The sequence below is a fragment of the Flavobacterium sp. N2270 genome (assembly GCF_025947225.1).
Taxonomy (GTDB): domain Bacteria; phylum Bacteroidota; class Bacteroidia; order Flavobacteriales; family Flavobacteriaceae; genus Flavobacterium.
Genome location: NZ_CP110005.1, coordinates 2,739,630 through 2,754,733, shown reverse-complemented (window position 1 = coordinate 2,754,733; position 15,104 = coordinate 2,739,630). Strand labels below are relative to the sequence as shown.

18 protein-coding genes are annotated in these 15,104 nt (G+C 29.5%); 9 read left to right on the top strand and 9 right to left on the bottom strand.

Features of this window, described 5'->3' with window-relative positions:
• Positions 1-48: 48 nt before the first annotated feature.
• Positions 49-768 carry a hypothetical protein gene (locus OLM55_RS13055; RefSeq protein WP_264559331.1) on the top strand — a complete coding sequence of 240 codons (720 nt, stop codon included), beginning with the start codon at positions 49-51 and terminating at the stop codon, positions 766-768.
• 104 nt (positions 769-872) lie between these two features.
• Positions 873-1,433, top strand: coding sequence for a hypothetical protein (locus tag OLM55_RS13050; RefSeq protein ID WP_264559330.1), 561 nt, complete (start codon positions 873-875; stop codon positions 1,431-1,433).
• 15 nt (positions 1,434-1,448) lie between these two features.
• On the opposite strand, the gene OLM55_RS13045 is transcribed toward OLM55_RS13050, so the two are convergent.
• The 5 genes from OLM55_RS13045 to OLM55_RS13025 are packed head-to-tail and all read right to left on the bottom strand — an operon-like array spanning position 1,449 to position 7,231.
• The gene (locus OLM55_RS13045) at positions 1,449-2,147 is read right to left on the bottom strand and encodes a hypothetical protein (protein WP_264559329.1); all 699 of its coding nucleotides are present in this window, start codon (positions 2,145-2,147) and stop codon (positions 1,449-1,451) included.
• A gap of 19 nt (positions 2,148-2,166) precedes the next feature.
• Positions 2,167-4,014, bottom strand: a complete 1,848-nt coding sequence (locus OLM55_RS13040; protein WP_264559328.1) for an ABC transporter ATP-binding protein — start codon at positions 4,012-4,014, stop codon at positions 2,167-2,169.
• The gene (locus tag OLM55_RS13035) at positions 4,014-5,741 is read right to left on the bottom strand and encodes a phospho-sugar mutase (protein ID WP_264559327.1); all 1,728 of its coding nucleotides are present in this window, start codon (positions 5,739-5,741) and stop codon (positions 4,014-4,016) included. Before OLM55_RS13035 ends, OLM55_RS13040 begins: the two co-directional genes overlap by 1 nt.
• Before the next feature lie 17 nt (positions 5,742-5,758).
• Positions 5,759-6,700, bottom strand: a complete 942-nt coding sequence (locus OLM55_RS13030) for a glycosyltransferase family 2 protein (RefSeq protein WP_264559326.1) — start codon at positions 6,698-6,700, stop codon at positions 5,759-5,761.
• Entirely contained in the window at positions 6,701-7,231 is a 531-nt protein-coding gene (locus tag OLM55_RS13025; protein ID WP_264559325.1) for a DUF4199 domain-containing protein, read from the bottom strand.
• A 234-nt stretch (positions 7,232-7,465) separates the two neighbouring features.
• On the opposite strand from OLM55_RS13025, the gene OLM55_RS13020 reads away from it, so the two are divergent.
• A complete protein-coding gene (locus OLM55_RS13020; protein ID WP_264559324.1) occupies positions 7,466-7,720 on the top strand; it encodes a type B 50S ribosomal protein L31 in 255 nt (84 codons plus the stop codon).
• Positions 7,721-7,839: 119 nt separating this feature from the next.
• Positions 7,840-9,015 (top strand): GlmU family protein, encoded by a 1,176-nt coding sequence (locus OLM55_RS13015; protein ID WP_264559323.1) that lies wholly within the window; start codon positions 7,840-7,842, stop codon positions 9,013-9,015.
• Between the two features lie 72 nt (positions 9,016-9,087).
• Here the strand turns inward: OLM55_RS13015 and OLM55_RS13010 are convergent, their stop codons facing one another.
• Positions 9,088-9,363 (bottom strand): hypothetical protein, encoded by a 276-nt coding sequence (locus OLM55_RS13010; protein ID WP_264559322.1) that lies wholly within the window; start codon positions 9,361-9,363, stop codon positions 9,088-9,090.
• A gap of 142 nt (positions 9,364-9,505) precedes the next feature.
• Between OLM55_RS13010 and mtaB the strand changes: the two genes are divergently transcribed.
• A complete protein-coding gene (gene mtaB, locus OLM55_RS13005; RefSeq protein ID WP_264559321.1) occupies positions 9,506-10,822 on the top strand; it encodes a tRNA (N(6)-L-threonylcarbamoyladenosine(37)-C(2))-methylthiotransferase MtaB in 1,317 nt (438 codons plus the stop codon).
• A 40-nt stretch (positions 10,823-10,862) separates the two neighbouring features.
• Here the strand turns inward: mtaB and OLM55_RS13000 are convergent, their stop codons facing one another.
• Positions 10,863-11,231 carry an N-acetyltransferase gene (locus OLM55_RS13000; protein WP_319800097.1) on the bottom strand — a complete coding sequence of 123 codons (369 nt, stop codon included), beginning with the start codon at positions 11,229-11,231 and terminating at the stop codon, positions 10,863-10,865.
• Positions 11,232-11,410: 179 nt separating this feature from the next.
• Here OLM55_RS13000 and OLM55_RS12995 point away from each other — a divergent pair, with 179 nt between their 5' ends.
• Genes OLM55_RS12995 through OLM55_RS12985 form a run of 3 tightly spaced genes read left to right on the top strand, consistent with a single transcriptional unit; the run spans position 11,411 to position 13,341 of the window.
• The gene (locus OLM55_RS12995) at positions 11,411-12,073 is read left to right on the top strand and encodes an alpha/beta hydrolase (protein WP_264559320.1); all 663 of its coding nucleotides are present in this window, start codon (positions 11,411-11,413) and stop codon (positions 12,071-12,073) included.
• A 1-nt stretch (position 12,074) separates the two neighbouring features.
• Positions 12,075-12,962: a lytic transglycosylase domain-containing protein gene (locus tag OLM55_RS12990; RefSeq protein ID WP_264559319.1), complete on the top strand. Its 888-nt coding sequence runs from the start codon at positions 12,075-12,077 to the stop codon at positions 12,960-12,962.
• 10 nt (positions 12,963-12,972) lie between these two features.
• Positions 12,973-13,341 carry a sulfite exporter TauE/SafE family protein gene (locus OLM55_RS12985; RefSeq protein ID WP_264559318.1) on the top strand — a complete coding sequence of 123 codons (369 nt, stop codon included), beginning with the start codon at positions 12,973-12,975 and terminating at the stop codon, positions 13,339-13,341.
• On the opposite strand, the gene OLM55_RS12980 is transcribed toward OLM55_RS12985, so the two are convergent.
• Positions 13,342-14,040 carry a TlpA family protein disulfide reductase gene (locus tag OLM55_RS12980; RefSeq protein WP_264559317.1) on the bottom strand — a complete coding sequence of 233 codons (699 nt, stop codon included), beginning with the start codon at positions 14,038-14,040 and terminating at the stop codon, positions 13,342-13,344.
• A 135-nt stretch (positions 14,041-14,175) separates the two neighbouring features.
• Entirely contained in the window at positions 14,176-14,691 is a 516-nt protein-coding gene (locus OLM55_RS12975) for a DUF2892 domain-containing protein (RefSeq protein WP_264559316.1), read from the bottom strand.
• Positions 14,692-14,856: 165 nt separating this feature from the next.
• Between OLM55_RS12975 and rpmH the strand changes: the two genes are divergently transcribed.
• Positions 14,857-15,018: a 50S ribosomal protein L34 gene (gene rpmH / locus OLM55_RS12970; protein ID WP_264559315.1), complete on the top strand. Its 162-nt coding sequence runs from the start codon at positions 14,857-14,859 to the stop codon at positions 15,016-15,018.
• Positions 15,019-15,104 lie beyond the last annotated feature (86 nt).

Genomic DNA, 15,104 nt, shown 5'->3' with positions numbered 1-15,104 from the left:
TACGGTTTACTTTATAAATTATTATATTTGAATATAAAATTGATGCATATGAACTTTCTACCAAAATATATCCTTTTAATTTTTGCACTTTCTTTTGTTGCTTGTAAAAAAGAAGAAACGCCAAAGGTAATTTATGATGAAGTAAAATCATCTACTACAAATACTGCTAAAATAGATTCAAGCTCTATTAAAATTGCCGATTTGCCTATTCTTATGGAAGGAACAAAATACTTAATTCATCCTGTAGGAGATATTAGAGTATATGACGATTTTTCAAAAGTATACGGTTCAAGTAAAACGAGCCAAGGTAGTTATGCTATTTCAAATTATAACCGATTTGAAATTACAGGTTATTTTGACAATTTAAAATTTCAACATATCGATTCTACAAATGTTGTGGCTTTAACCGATAAGAAAGTTCAAATTCAAACGGCTACTTTTTTAAACACAATTGCTGACCAATCAAAAAAATTAATTTTAGTATATACATTAGTAGATTCAGATACGAATAGAGATGGTAAAGTAGATCAAAATGACATCAAATCTTTATATATTAGTAAAGCTGACGGAACAAACTTTACCAAACTTTCATTGGAACTTCAAGAATTAATTGATTGGAATGTGATTGAAGCGCAAAGCCGTTTGTATTTTAGATGTATTGAAGATATTAATAAAAACGGTGCTTTCGATAAAAAAGACAAAGTGCATTACCATTTTGTAAATCTTTTAGCTGAAGAATGGAAAGTGGAAGAATACATGCCGATTTAGAAGCTTGAATGCAGGGTTTAGAAATCAGAAATCAGAAATCAGAATCTTTTTTTATAACACAATCTTGTCATTCTGACGAAGGAAGAATCTCATAATAATATATTATGCATAAAATTGTTTGGATATTATTTTTTCCAATACTTTGTTTTTCACAATCTAGAAAATTGAAGAATGCTGAATGTTTTAAAGTTAATAATATTTCAGAAGTTGAAAGACTAACTAATTTTCCTTTTTCTAAATCTGATAAAATAAAAATCATTTCATTTAAAGATAGAATGGTTGGAGGAGTTGGTGATGAATTACAAAACCACATTAACTCAATAAAGATTAAACAAGATACTTTTAACTTCTCTTTTTATGATGAAGTTATGACTTTAGATTCGCTTCAAATTAATAAACTTACAGATATTATTTATAATTATAGATACAAGAAAAAACCTTATTTAATAAGAGGAAAGAGTTGTTACATGCCTCGAAATGCAATTTTTTTTCTTGATAAAAATAATATTATAATTTCTTACATTGAAATATGTTTTGAATGTGAAGCGATAAGAACAAGTGAAACTAAATTAAATTTAGGAGAATATTGTAGTGAAAAATATGACCTAATAAAGTCAATATTCCAAGAAAAAAATATAAAATATGGAATTACGGAATTTAATTAAGTTTAGAATAAACCTTTAAATCAAAATATCACTTTCTAAATCTGATTTTTCAATTGCAATAGTAAAATCTAATTTTTGCATTAACTCAATTACCAAGTTTTTATACCAGTTTTCACTTTTTGGGTGAATGTATATTTTTTCAATAAGTTGATCGATATTTACATCTACTTTTAAACCATCGTTAATAGAAACTCTACTTCCGCTAGTATCAGAAATTACGCGGACTTCTCTTTCATACTGAAAACTTTTTCGTTTAAATAAAAACGGGAAAAAGGTATCTTCAAAAGGAATGTATTCTTTTTTGTAGTCGATATAGTTTACCGCACCAATGTTTTGTAAATACTTTTTTTCTGGAGCTAATGCTTGTTTTAGTCTTCCAATAGTTGATTGAATGGCTAAACCTTCATTGTTTTTCGTAAAAATTTGCCACATCGCATACGATTCATATTCGTTAATGTGCCAACTGCTAATCACTACTTTTTCTCTGTGTGATTTGTAATAATCTAAAAACTTCGAATTGTTTGCTGCAATTTTCTTAATCTCTTCATAGGTTGGTTCAGAAAACGTACCTTCATATTGATCTTCAAATTTATCAGAACGCGACATGAAAAGTTTCTTAGATAAAAGCATGTCTAAGAATTTAGATAAATCTAAATATTTCCAAACGATAGTATCGTCATCTGGTAAATTTATATTTTCGTTATCTGCGTACATTTTTGTTTAAGTTCACGTTTTATTCAAAACTTTGCATCATTACTAATTTGGCATAAGCTCCATCTTTAGCTAGTAATTCAGTATGTGTTCCTTGCTCTACAATTTGACCTTTTTGCATTACAACAATGCTATCCGCTTTTTGAATAGTAGATAAACGGTGCGCAATTACAATTGAAGTTCTATTTTGCATCATGTTTTCAAGAGCAATTTGAACAAATTTTTCACTTTCAGTATCCAAAGCAGAAGTAGCTTCATCCAAAATCATTATAGGAGGATTTTTTAAAACAGCTCTAGCAATTGACAAACGTTGTTTTTGTCCGCCTGATAATTTTCCACCAGCATCTCCAATATTAGTTTCAATACCGTTTGGTAAATCTTTTACAAACTCGTAGGCATTTGCAATTTTTAAAGCTTCAATAATTTCCTCATCTGTTACATTTTCTTTTCCAAGCGTAATGTTGTTTTTAATAGTGTCGTTAAATAATATAGAGTCTTGCGTTACAAGTCCTAATAAGTTTCTTAACGAATGAATATCTAAATCTTTAATATCTACACCATCAATTTTAATTGTTCCTTCATTTACATCGTAAAAACGAGTCAGTAAATTTGCAATAGTACTTTTTCCAGAGCCCGATTGTCCTACTAATGCAATCGTTTTTCCTTTTGGAACGGTAAGCGAAAAGTGCTGCAAAACGTATTCGTCTTCGTATTTAAAATTGATATTTTCAATGGTAATTTTATCAGTAAATCCAGTTGCTACAATAGCATTTTCTTTTGATGTAATTGTGTTTTCTGTTTCTAAAACCTCAAAAACACGTTCAGCAGCAGCTAATCCGTTTTTTACCTGATATGAAGCTTTTGAAATTGCTTTTGCAGGAGTAAGAATGTTGTAAGCTAATCCCATGTATGCAATAAATTTTGAACCTTCAAGAAGAGGAGATCCATCGGCAAAAGTTTCTACTAAAACCATATTTCCTCCATACCAAAGTAAAATTGCAATAACTACTATTCCCATAAATTCACTCATAGGTGAAGAAAGGTTGTTTTTTCTTCCAATACTATTTGTTAATTTATATAATTTTTGAATAGAATTATTGAATTTTGTAGTAAAACTTTCTTCAGCATTATAACTTTTAACCACTTTTAATCCGCCTAAAGTTTCTTCAACAATTGAAATTAAATAGCCGTTTTCATTTTGTGCTTTTTTTGACTTTGCTTTTAACGTTTTTCCAATTTTTGAAATAATAAAACCAGAAATTGGAATAAAAATAAAGACAAATAGAGTTAATTTAAAGCTAATAACAACCATAGCTCCAATTGTAAAAACAATGGTCATAGGTTCTTTAATAACTAATTCTAAAATATTAAAAAAAGAATTTTTCACTTCATTTACGTCGCCAAGCATACGAGCCATAACGTCTCCTTTTCTTTTCTCAGAATAATACGAAACTGGAAGACTTATTATTTTGTCGAACATTTTATTTCTTATATCTCTTAAAACACCATTTTTAATAAGCATTAAATGATTTAAAGCAATATAGTTGAAAATGTTTTTTAGTAAAAAAGTGATTATTATTATTGTAACTACTAGTAAAAGAGCATATTGTGGGCCTCTTTCGTCGGTTAGTTTGGTTATGTAATAATATAAATAATCATTTCCATAGCTTGTGATGTTCCAAATAGAAGTAAATACTGGCTTTTTTACTACTTTTTCTACATCCTTAAAAAGTACATCGAGCATTGGAATTAAAGCAATAAAAGATAAAGTGCTAAAAAGCGCATAAAGAATATTGAAGACAATATTCATTATAACATTAGCTTTATAAGGCTTTAAAAAAGGAGTTATTTTTTTAATATTTTCGTCCATTAGTTCAATTGCATTGACGCAATAATATTTTTAATTTTTAAATCTAGTTTTTCTTCAGTTGTAATTGCTTTTTCAATACTATCTAATGGTGTATTTACACTAAAATAGAACTTAATTTTTGGTTCGGTTCCACTTGGTCGTGCACAAATTTTACTTCCGTCTTCTAAATAGTAAATTAATACGTTTGATTTTGGAATTGAAATATCAAATTCTTCTTCGTTCATAAAATCATAACCTTTCGAACTTTGATAATCTTCAATACAAATAACACGTTGGTCGTTGATTTCTTTCATTGGATTCTCACGTAAATCCACCATCATTTGCTTGATTTCGTTTGCACCTTCAATTCCTTTTTTGGTAATCGAAATTAAATATTCTTTATAAAAACCTAAATCGGTATATAAATTCAACAGTTCTTGATATAATGAACTTCCGCTTGCTTTTGCTTGAGCCGCAATTTCGCAAACCAATAATGTAGCTCCAACTGCATCTTTATCACGTACTTTATCACCCACCATAAATCCGAAACTTTCTTCACCGCCACCAATAAATTCTTGATTAGGAAAATCTTTAATGAATTTTGCAATCCATTTAAATCCGGTTAAACCTACTTTACATTCCACTTCATATGCAGACGCTAATTCCAGCATCATTGGGGTGCTTACAATCGTAGAACCAATAAATTGTTTGCCGTTAATTTTTCCACTGCGTTTCCATTGTTCTAATAAAAAAGCAGTCATGATAACCATGGTTTGGTTACCATTTAATAATTTCATTTTTCCGTCTAAATCTCTAACAGCAACTCCAAGTCGGTCACTATCAGGATCAGTTCCTACTACAATATCTGCATTTGTTTTTTCTGCTAAAGCTAGAGCTATTGTAAGCGCTTCTGGTTCTTCAGGGTTTGGCGATTTTACCGTTGGAAAATCTCCATTTGGAACCGCTTGTTCTGCAACAATTTCAATATTATCATATCCGGCTTTAGTTAAAACATCTGGAATTAATTTTATAGAAGTTCCGTGAAGTGAAGTGAAAACAATTTTTAAGTTGTCTTTCGCGGCTTTTGGTGTATTGAAACTAGCATTTTCAATGGTTGAAGTTGTAAAAGCTTCATCAATTTTAGTGTCAACATATTCAATTAAACTTTCGTTTGCTTCAAATTTTATGTCGCTGTATTGTAAACTGTCAATAAGTTGAATAATTTCTCCATCTTGTGGTGGCACTAATTGTCCACCATCTTGCCAATATACTTTGTAACCGTTGTATTCTGGTGGGTTATGAGAAGCGGTTAATACAATTCCTGCATGACATTTTAAATAACGAACCGCAAATGAAAGTTCTGGTGTTGGTCGTAACTCTGAAAATAAATACACTTTAATTCCGTTTGCCGAAAATACATCCGCCACTACTTTTGCAAGTGTGTCACTATTATGACGACAATCGAAAGCTATGGCAACTTTTAGTTCTTCGTTAGGGAATGATTTTTTTAAATAATCAGATAAACCTTGCGTGTTTTTTCCTAAAGTATATTTGTTGATACGATTGGTTCCAACGCCCATTATTCCTCGCATTCCACCCGTTCCAAACTCTAAATTTTTATAAAAACTATCTTCCAGTGCTTTTGGAGCTGAAGTCATCATTTTTTCAATTTCTGCTTGTGTTTGCTGGTCAAAAGTTGGCGTAAGCCATTCGTTTACTTTATTTAATATGTCTTGTTCTATGTGCATTTTGTATTCTTATATGTTTAGATTTCTTCAGAAATCTTATATCGTTCTTCGTTGTTTTTGGTACGTAAAATAATTTCACCTAAAAAACCAGCTAGAAAAAATTGAGTACCAATTATCATGGTTACTAATGAAATGTAAAATTGTGGTCTATCGGTAATTAACCTACCAGATGTGTTGATGAAAAGTTTGTCGATTCCTAAATAAAAAGCAAAAGCAAAACCAATCATAAACATTAAAACGCCTAATGCACCAAATAAATGCATTGGTCTTTTTCCAAATTTAGAAATAAACCAAATGGTAATTAAGTCTAAAAAACCATTAATGAATCGTTCCATTCCAAATTTGGTTGAACCGTATTTTCTAGCTTGATGCTGTACAATTTGTTCTCCAATTTTTGAAAATCCTGCATTTTTTGCTAAAACTGGAATATAACGATGCATTTCACCCGAAACTTCAATATTTTTCACAACTTCATTTCGGTAGGCTTTTAGTCCACAATTAAAATCATTCAATTGAACACCTGAAGTTTTTCGGGCAGCCCAATTGAACAATTTTGAAGGCATATTTTTACCAATTACTGAATCGTATCGTTTCTTTTTCCAACCCGAAACTAAATCGAATTTTTCAGTAATAATTTTATTGTATAAAGCTGGAATTTCTTCCGGACTGTCTTGTAAATCAGCATCCATAGTAATTACAACATCGCCTTTTACTTTGGCAAAACCAGCATGCAAAGCCTGACTTTTACCATAATTGCGTAAAAAACGAATTCCTTTTACGTTTGGATTTTCTTTTGAAAGCTTGTCGATTATAGACCAAGAGGCGTCTGTGCTACCATCATCTATAAACAATATTTCATAAGAAAAGTTATGAGTACTCATAACTTTTACAATCCAATTGTGTAATTCGGGTAACGATTCTTGCTCGTTTAATAAGGGAATAACTATGGATAAATTCATTTATTCTAAATGTGAAGGTTTGCTTTTGAATATTGCAGCTAAAATTAAACCAAATATTGCAGAAAATAATATACTAAATACTGAACCTTTTAATTGAGCAACAACATCAAATTGATTTTCTTCTGTCATTTTTTCAACAGTTTCTTTGATCACTTCAGTTGGTGTGTTGAATTTTTTCAACATGTTTACTTGAAACTCAATTAAATTATCTTGAACAGTTTGTTTCGCTTCTGTATCAATTACATTAAATAATATAATATTAAAAGTAACTGAAATTATAATTCCTATTACTGCCGAAATAAAATAAGTCGTGAAAGCGTCTTTAAAAGGAAAGATTCCACCTAATTCTTTTTTAGTTTTTGAAAGTAAATAAATTCCAACACCTAAATAAATAGCAATGCTTAAAATACCTACCCACCAAGCAGTGAATAATTTTAAATCAATAATATAAATACTAGCCGTGATTAATACTGAAAGAACACCAGTAATGATTCCAAAAGTAATTCCGTTTTTCTTGATAATTTCGTTCATAGTTTTATTTAGTTTAATGGTTTTACAAATATAGAAATAATAAAGTTTATCGTATTAGTAAAAAAAAACAAAAAAAAGTTACACAACAAGTTGTAATTTAAAAATTAAATGTAAATTTGCACTCTCAAAATAAAAGATTATAAACTAAAAAGTTATAGACGTTTATACCTTTTTCAATAAAATGAGAAAGCATCAGAACGGTTTATAGCCATTAATAAAAAAAAGAATTACAAGATGAAAAAAGGAATTCACCCAGAAAATTACAGATTAGTTGCGTTTAAAGACATGTCTAATGATGATGTTTTTATTACTAAATCTACTGTTGAAACAAAAGAAACAATTGAGCACGAAGGTGTAGAGTATCCAGTATACAAAATGGAGATCTCAAGAACTTCTCACCCTTTTTACACAGGTAAATCTAAACTTATCGATACTGCAGGACGTATTGATAAATTCAAAACTAAATATGCTAAATTCGATAAGAAATAATCGAATTTCTATAAATACAGAAAGCCTTCCAGTTTGGAGGGCTTTTTTTATGCCTTTACTTTTTATATTTTTTAGTTATTACTTTGTAACTTTGATACTTTAACTTTTAGAAATAAATCATGAACTATATACTTTTTGACGGAACTGTTCGTAATGCATTATTGCCTTTCACCTTTACTAGACCTGTTGCTGATATTCGAGTTGGAATTTTAACCATACGAGAAAAGTGGGAACAGTATTTAGGCTATACAACTTCTACACTTACTGAAGAATATTTGATGGAAAAATACCCAATGGTTGAGTTAGAAGAAAATATTATGATTAATGCTTCGTTTTTTCCAAATAATGTATTGGTTGAAATGATATTTAATTTAGAAAAGAACCAAGCCATTTTAAGTGGTGAAGAAATAATTGCTTTTTATACGAATGATACGCAAGAAGAAATAGATTTTGATGTTTATGATTTAATTGAGTATGAAGGTGATATTCTTCGAATTGAAAATACTTGGGATATTTTTGCAAAGAACGATGCAGCAATTCGAGAAGATTTTGAATTTCTTACAGAAGACAGATTTTCAGAACCCATTCCGAAATCAGTAAATGTAATTGCACCCGAAAATATCTTTATCGAAGAAGGAGCAAAGCTAGAATTTGTAACTTTAAACGCTTCAACCGGACCCATTTACATTGGTAAAAATGCTGAAATTATGGAAGGTTCTGTAATTCGTGGACCATTTGCATTATGTGAAGAAGCACAAGTGAAATTGGCTTCTAAAATTTACGGAGCAACAACTGTAGGTCCGCATTGTAGAGTAGGTGGAGAAGTAAATAATTCGGTATTATTTGGATATTCAAACAAAGGACATGATGGTTTCTTGGGAAATGCAGTTTTAGGTGAATGGTGTAATATTGGTGCCGATTCTAATAATTCCAACTTAAAAAACAATTATGAAGAAGTGCGTTTGTGGAGTTATGAAACAGAAGGTTTTGCGCGAACAGGTTTGCAGTTTTGCGGATTGATGATGGGAGATCATTCTAAATGCGGAATCAACACGATGTTCAATACTGGAACTGTTGTTGGAGTTTCTGCAAATATTTTTGGCTCTGGTTTTCCACGTAATTTTGTGCCTAGTTTTTCTTGGGGAGGCGCTTCTGGATTTACAACTTATTTGACTAAAAAAGCTTTTGAAGTTGCAAAAGTGGTTATGAGTCGCCGTCATGTTGAATTCACAGAACAAGACGCTAAAATATTAGAACACGTTTTTGAAGAATCTAAAAAGTGGCGTAAGGAATAAGTTAGATTTGAAAATTTGAAAATGAGTTAATTTGGAAATAACTTCATTCTGCAAATATATTTTCAAATCTTATTAATATGAAGATTTATCTAAGTAATAAACTGCAACGATAAATAGAATTAGAAACAGAATAACCGAAATGATTTGTATCGTTTTGTTTATGCTGTTTTTTCTTTTTAATAATAGTTTTAATTCCTGCAGTTTTCTTGGACTTATTTTGCCTAGTTTTTTAGTTGCAACTTTATTTGAACCTATGTAGTTTTTCCATTTACTACGGTCTACTTTGCGTAATGCTTTGTTGTTTTTTAAGCTTGTGATTGCTCCAGCCATTGAGCCTTCTCCTGCCATTATATATTGTGATTTAATAATTATACGCAATAACTCTTAAAATGTTACATAATTTTCAAATCTTCAAATTGTATAATTTCTAAATTAGATTACCTTTGCACTCTCCATTTTTTGACAACGATTTCATTAATGGTGATTATGTATGGAAAATAAGAAAAAAGTAGCCTTTTATACGTTAGGCTGTAAATTAAATTTCTCCGAAACTTCTACTATTGCGAGAAATTTTCAAGACGAAGGTTTTGAACGTGTCGATTTTGAAGAAGTTGCCGATATGTACGTGATTAACACATGTTCGGTTACTGAAAATGCCGACAAACAATTTAAACAAGTTGTTAAAAAAGCACTTAAGCTTAACGAAAAAGCATTTGTAGCAGCTGTAGGTTGTTATGCACAATTAAAACCAGAAGAATTAGCTGCAGTTGATGGTGTTGATTTGGTTTTGGGCGCAACAGAAAAATTTAAAATTACCGATTATATTAATGATTTGGCTAAAAATGACATGGGTGAAGTGCATTCATGTGAAATTGAAGATGCCGATTTTTATGTTGGTAGTTATTCATTTGGCGATAGAACGCGTGCCTTTTTAAAAGTGCAAGACGGTTGTGATTATAAATGTACCTATTGTACTATTCCATTAGCTAGAGGGATTTCTCGTAGCGATACTATGGATGGTGTTTTAAAAAATGCATCTGAAATTGCTGCCAAAGGAATTAAAGAAATTGTTCTTACGGGTGTAAACATTGGTGATTATGGAAAAGGCGAATTTGGCAACAAAAAACACGAACATACTTTTTTAGATTTAGTTACTGAATTGGATAAAGTAGAAGGAATTGAGCGTTTGCGTATTTCATCTATTGAACCTAATTTATTGAAGAATGAAACGATTGATTTGGTTTCTAAATCGCGAGCTTTTGTGCCGCATTTTCATATTCCGTTACAATCTGGAAGTAACGAAATTTTAAAGAAAATGAAACGTCGTTATATGAAGGAATTGTATGTAGATAGAGTCAATAAAATTCGTGAAGTTATGCCTCATGCTTGTATTGGTGTGGATGTAATTGTTGGTTTTCCTGGTGAAACCGATGAACATTTCTTAGAAACCTATCATTTCTTAAATGATTTAGATATTTCATATTTGCACGTTTTTACGTATTCTGAAAGAGACAATACTGAAGCCGCAGTTATGGAAGGTGAAGTTGCTAAAAATGTGAGAAGCAAACGTAGTAAAATGTTACGCGGACTTTCAGTTAAGAAACGCAGAGCTTTTTACGAAAATCAAATTGGTTCAAATAGAACTGTTTTATTCGAAAGCGAAAATAAAGAAGGTTATATTCATGGTTTTACCGAAAATTATGTAAAAGTAAAAACCCCTTGGAATCCTGAATTAGTAAATACCTTGCATAATGTACAACTTACTAAAATTGATGAAGACGGAGCGGTTCGATTTGATTTTGTTTAAATAAAAAAATCCCAAACTGAATAGTTTGGGATTTTTCTTTTTATATTTTTAACCCTGGTGGAAGCAATTCTTGATATTTTCTGTTTTTTCTAAAAAACTTAATCATTTTAATATGTGTAGGAACCACTTTTAATTTTCGCTCAATAGCAATTTCTAAAACATTTTTGATAAATTCTTGATGTAACTCTTCATCTTCGCTATCGTTTTCAACAAACTTTGTTAAAAATATTTTTCGATCTTGTAAAGAGTATTCAATAGCAACTAATCCAGAATCGGTTATGATTTCAAATTGTCTTAAAAGTTCATTGTCTTTAATTTCCATATTCAGTAATGTCATAGTTGGATTCGTAAGGTTGAAAAGTTTTTCAGACTTTAAAGTCACTGACAAAGTTATTAAATTGTAAGTCAATTTCAAATGATTTTAAAGTATATATTGTACTTTGTGTTTTTTTTTATTTAAAATAAGTTAAAAGTGTTAAAGTGATTGTTGACTTTTAAAACAAAAATTAATATAAATTTAGTATTTTAGAAATCTGTTCTTGTAAATTTTGTACTAAATTTATAGTCTTATTTTAATTACTCCATTAAATGTCAAAAATTCCTGTTTATTTTATGCCTGGGTTGGCTGCAAGTCCTGCCATATTTGAAAATATAAAACTTCCTGATGAAGAGTTCGAAACTGTTTTATTAGAATGGATGATTCCATTAGATAAAGAATCTTTAGAGGATTATGCTTTACGAATGACTAAAAATATAAAACACGAGAATCCGGTTTTAATTGGAGTTTCTTTTGGAGGAATTTTGGTTCAAGAAATGTCAAAATTAATAAAGGTTCGTAAGACAATTATTATTTCTAGTGTAAAGTCAAATAAAGAATTTCCTCGAAGAATGAAAATTGCTAAAACAACAATGGCATATAAATTGATTCCTACACAATTATTGTCAAATGTTGAAGCTTTAGCAAAATATGCTTTTGGAGAAACTGTAACAAAAAGGTTAGCACTTTACGAAAAATATTTACAAATGCGAGATAAAAAGTATTTGGATTGGGCCATAGAAAATGTTATCTTATGGAAAAATGAAAAACCAGATGAAAACGTTATTCATATCCAAGGAACCGATGACGAAATTTTTCCAATGAAATATATTACTAATTGTATACCAATAAAAGGAGGTACACATATTATGATTATTAATAAATATAAATGGTTGAATGAAAATTTGCCATTAATAATTAAAAAGAATAAATAAAATGATATTATTAAAGAAAATAGCATTAACTGTATTGATTGTCTTAGGAAGTTTGTTTTTTATATACGCAGTTAATGTAGATTCTGAGAAACAATCTGTAAAAAATTTTCCTATGAAAATTGATTTTGCAGGAGAAGTAGTTCCAACTTACCTTGCCGATGTGTATGAACGTTTAGATAGAGAATTAGTGACCAATACAAATTATCATACCAATACAACTTTGGTTTTAAAAAGAGCGAATAAAGTATTTCCTGTAATTGAGCCCATTTTAAAAAAGCACGGTATTCCTGATGATTTCAAATATTTGGCCGTAATAGAAAGTAGTTTAGTTAATGCTGTTTCTCCAGCAGGAGCAAGAGGTGTTTGGCAATTTATGCCAGCAACTGCAAAAGAAAAAGGTTTGGAAGTAACTGATGAAGTGGATGAACGTTATCATTTAGTAAAATCAACAGAAGCGGCTTGTGTGTATTTAAAAGATGCTAAAGATAAATTTGGAAGTTGGACATTAGCTGCTGCTTCATATAATGGTGGAATGAGCGGTGTGCAACGTCAATTAGATTCGCAAAACGTTACTTCTTACTACGATGTTTTGTTAACTGAAGAAACATCTCGTTATGTATTTAGAATTTTGGCTTTAAAGGAGATAATGACACATCCTGTTGAGTACGGATTTAAATTTTCTAAAGAAGAATTATATAATGAGGTGCAAGTAAAAACAATTGAAATAGATTCTTCTATTTCTGATTTTGCTTCATTTGCTCAAACTCAAGGAATAAATTATAAAATTTTAAAAATTCATAACCCTTGGTTAAGAGAAAAAAAATTAGATAATCCAAATAAGAAAAAATATATAATTGAAATACCAATTTCAGGTTATGCCAGAAAATAAAAAAATAAAAATGACATTACAAATAGTTCTATTGCTTATCCTTATTGGAGTTGTTGCAGGTTTATTAAGTGGTTTAGTTGGAGTAGGTGGAGGGGTAGTTATGGTTCCGCTATTAATCTTGTTTTTAGGCTTTAGTCAACATCAAGCACAAGGTACAAGTTTAGCTGTTTTGGTAGTTCCAGTTACAGCTATTGCTGTTTATAATTACTATAAAGAAGGTTATATCGATTGGAAGCACGCAGCAATAATTGCAGTATTTTTTGTTGTAGGGGGGTATTTTGGAAGTAAGCTAGCGATTAATCTAGATCAAAAAATGTTGAAGAAAATATTTGCAGTAATCTTATTAATAATTGGAGGTAGAATGCTTCTTACAAAATAATTATTTCTTTGCTAATTGATAGTTTGGTGATGAGTTTGAAATAATTAATTGTGTGATTTCGTTTTTGTAAGAATTATAATTATTTTTTAGAGAAGTTTTAAAGTCTATTTTATAAGTTGCTTTTAAACTTCTTTTTTTTATTGAAACAATATTTTTATTAGAATCTAAGAAATATGAAGTTGGAAAACCCAATGTGTTTTTTAATAATTTAATAGCTCTTAAGTCTTTATTATTTCTTTCATTCGCATAGCAAATTTCAATTTGAGAGTTGAATTTTTTTGAAACTTTCCTTACACTATTTTTAGTGTCCCAAAAAACAACTATAATTTTTATTTTGCCTTTATATTCATTAGCAAGCTTGTTTAAAGCAACAATTTCCCCTTTTTCAATTAAACACCAAGAAGCATAAGTGAAAATCATAACAGGTGTAGTTATCGATTCATTTAATTGGATTCTTTTTTTTCCAAATCTTTTAAAAGAAAAATCATCAAAATGTGTTCCTATTAGATTTTTATAAATTAGTGAATCTAATAACAGCTCAGCTTTTTTATAATCTTTTTCTAAATAAGCTAGATTACTCTTGGAAATATATTCTGTAATGTTTGTATTAATAGCATTGGAAAACTTTACAATGCTATCGTTAAATGAAAAGCTTTGTAATGAAAGTAAAAGTGACAGTATGAAGTAAAGTTTTCTCAATGCCTTAAATATTTAGTTAAAGCTATGAAAATTAAATACTTACAGTGCTGTTTTATCGATAATGAGTAAAGTAAAATCGTTCAATAAACAAAAAAAGCACCTATAAGGTGCTTTTTTATGCTGATAATGAAATACTTATATTTTTTTCATTTGATCTTTTAGCATTTTCATTTGATCTTTTAACATACCGTGTTTGTCTAATTTTTTTGCCTCAGCTAATAACTTAGTAGCTTCAATTTTTCTTCTTTTAGACATTGCGATTCCAGCCAGTTGTAACTTTGCTAAAGCCATGTCTTGATCCATAGATAAACCAAGTTCAACCGCTTTCTTGAAAAACTTTTCAGCTTGCGATAAATTGGTTTGAGAAACCATAATTCCGTTAAGGTAATTATAATAACCTTGTTGTTTTCTTATTAAAGCCGTTTCTGGATTAGATATTTTGTCTAACCATTTTTTTGCACCGTCCATGTCTTGCTTTCTTAACTTAAGAAAAGCAAGTAAAATCATTTCGTTTTTAAAGTATAATAAGATGAAAATTGAAGAAAATAATATAAGAAATATACCATTCCCTACACTTCTATCAACTATTTGATAAATACCTAAGGCAATTAATAAGCCCGCAATGATTAATTTAATATTTTTGTGAAACATAATTTGTTTTTTTAATGTGATGCAAAGGTAATAAAATCAATTAAAAATATTTTTAAAAAAGTACTTGCGAATGAAAAAAGACTTTGTATATTTGCACTCGGTTTTCAAAGGAAGGAAACTAAGAGTTATAAGAGATTTAAATATAGATTTTTAAAAATACAAGTGATGAGCAAAAGAACGTTTCAACCATCGAAAAGAAAAAGAAGAAATAAACACGGATTTATGGACAGAATGGATTCTCCAAATGGAAGAAAAGTTTTAGCTAGAAGAAGAGCTAAAGGAAGACATAAATTGACTGTTTCTTGTGAACCAAGACATAAAAAATAATGATTAGTTTTTAATCAAAATAAAGCCGTTACTTTTATTAGTAGCGGCTTTTTTTTAAACTTGTTTATAAAATTTAATAAGTTTCA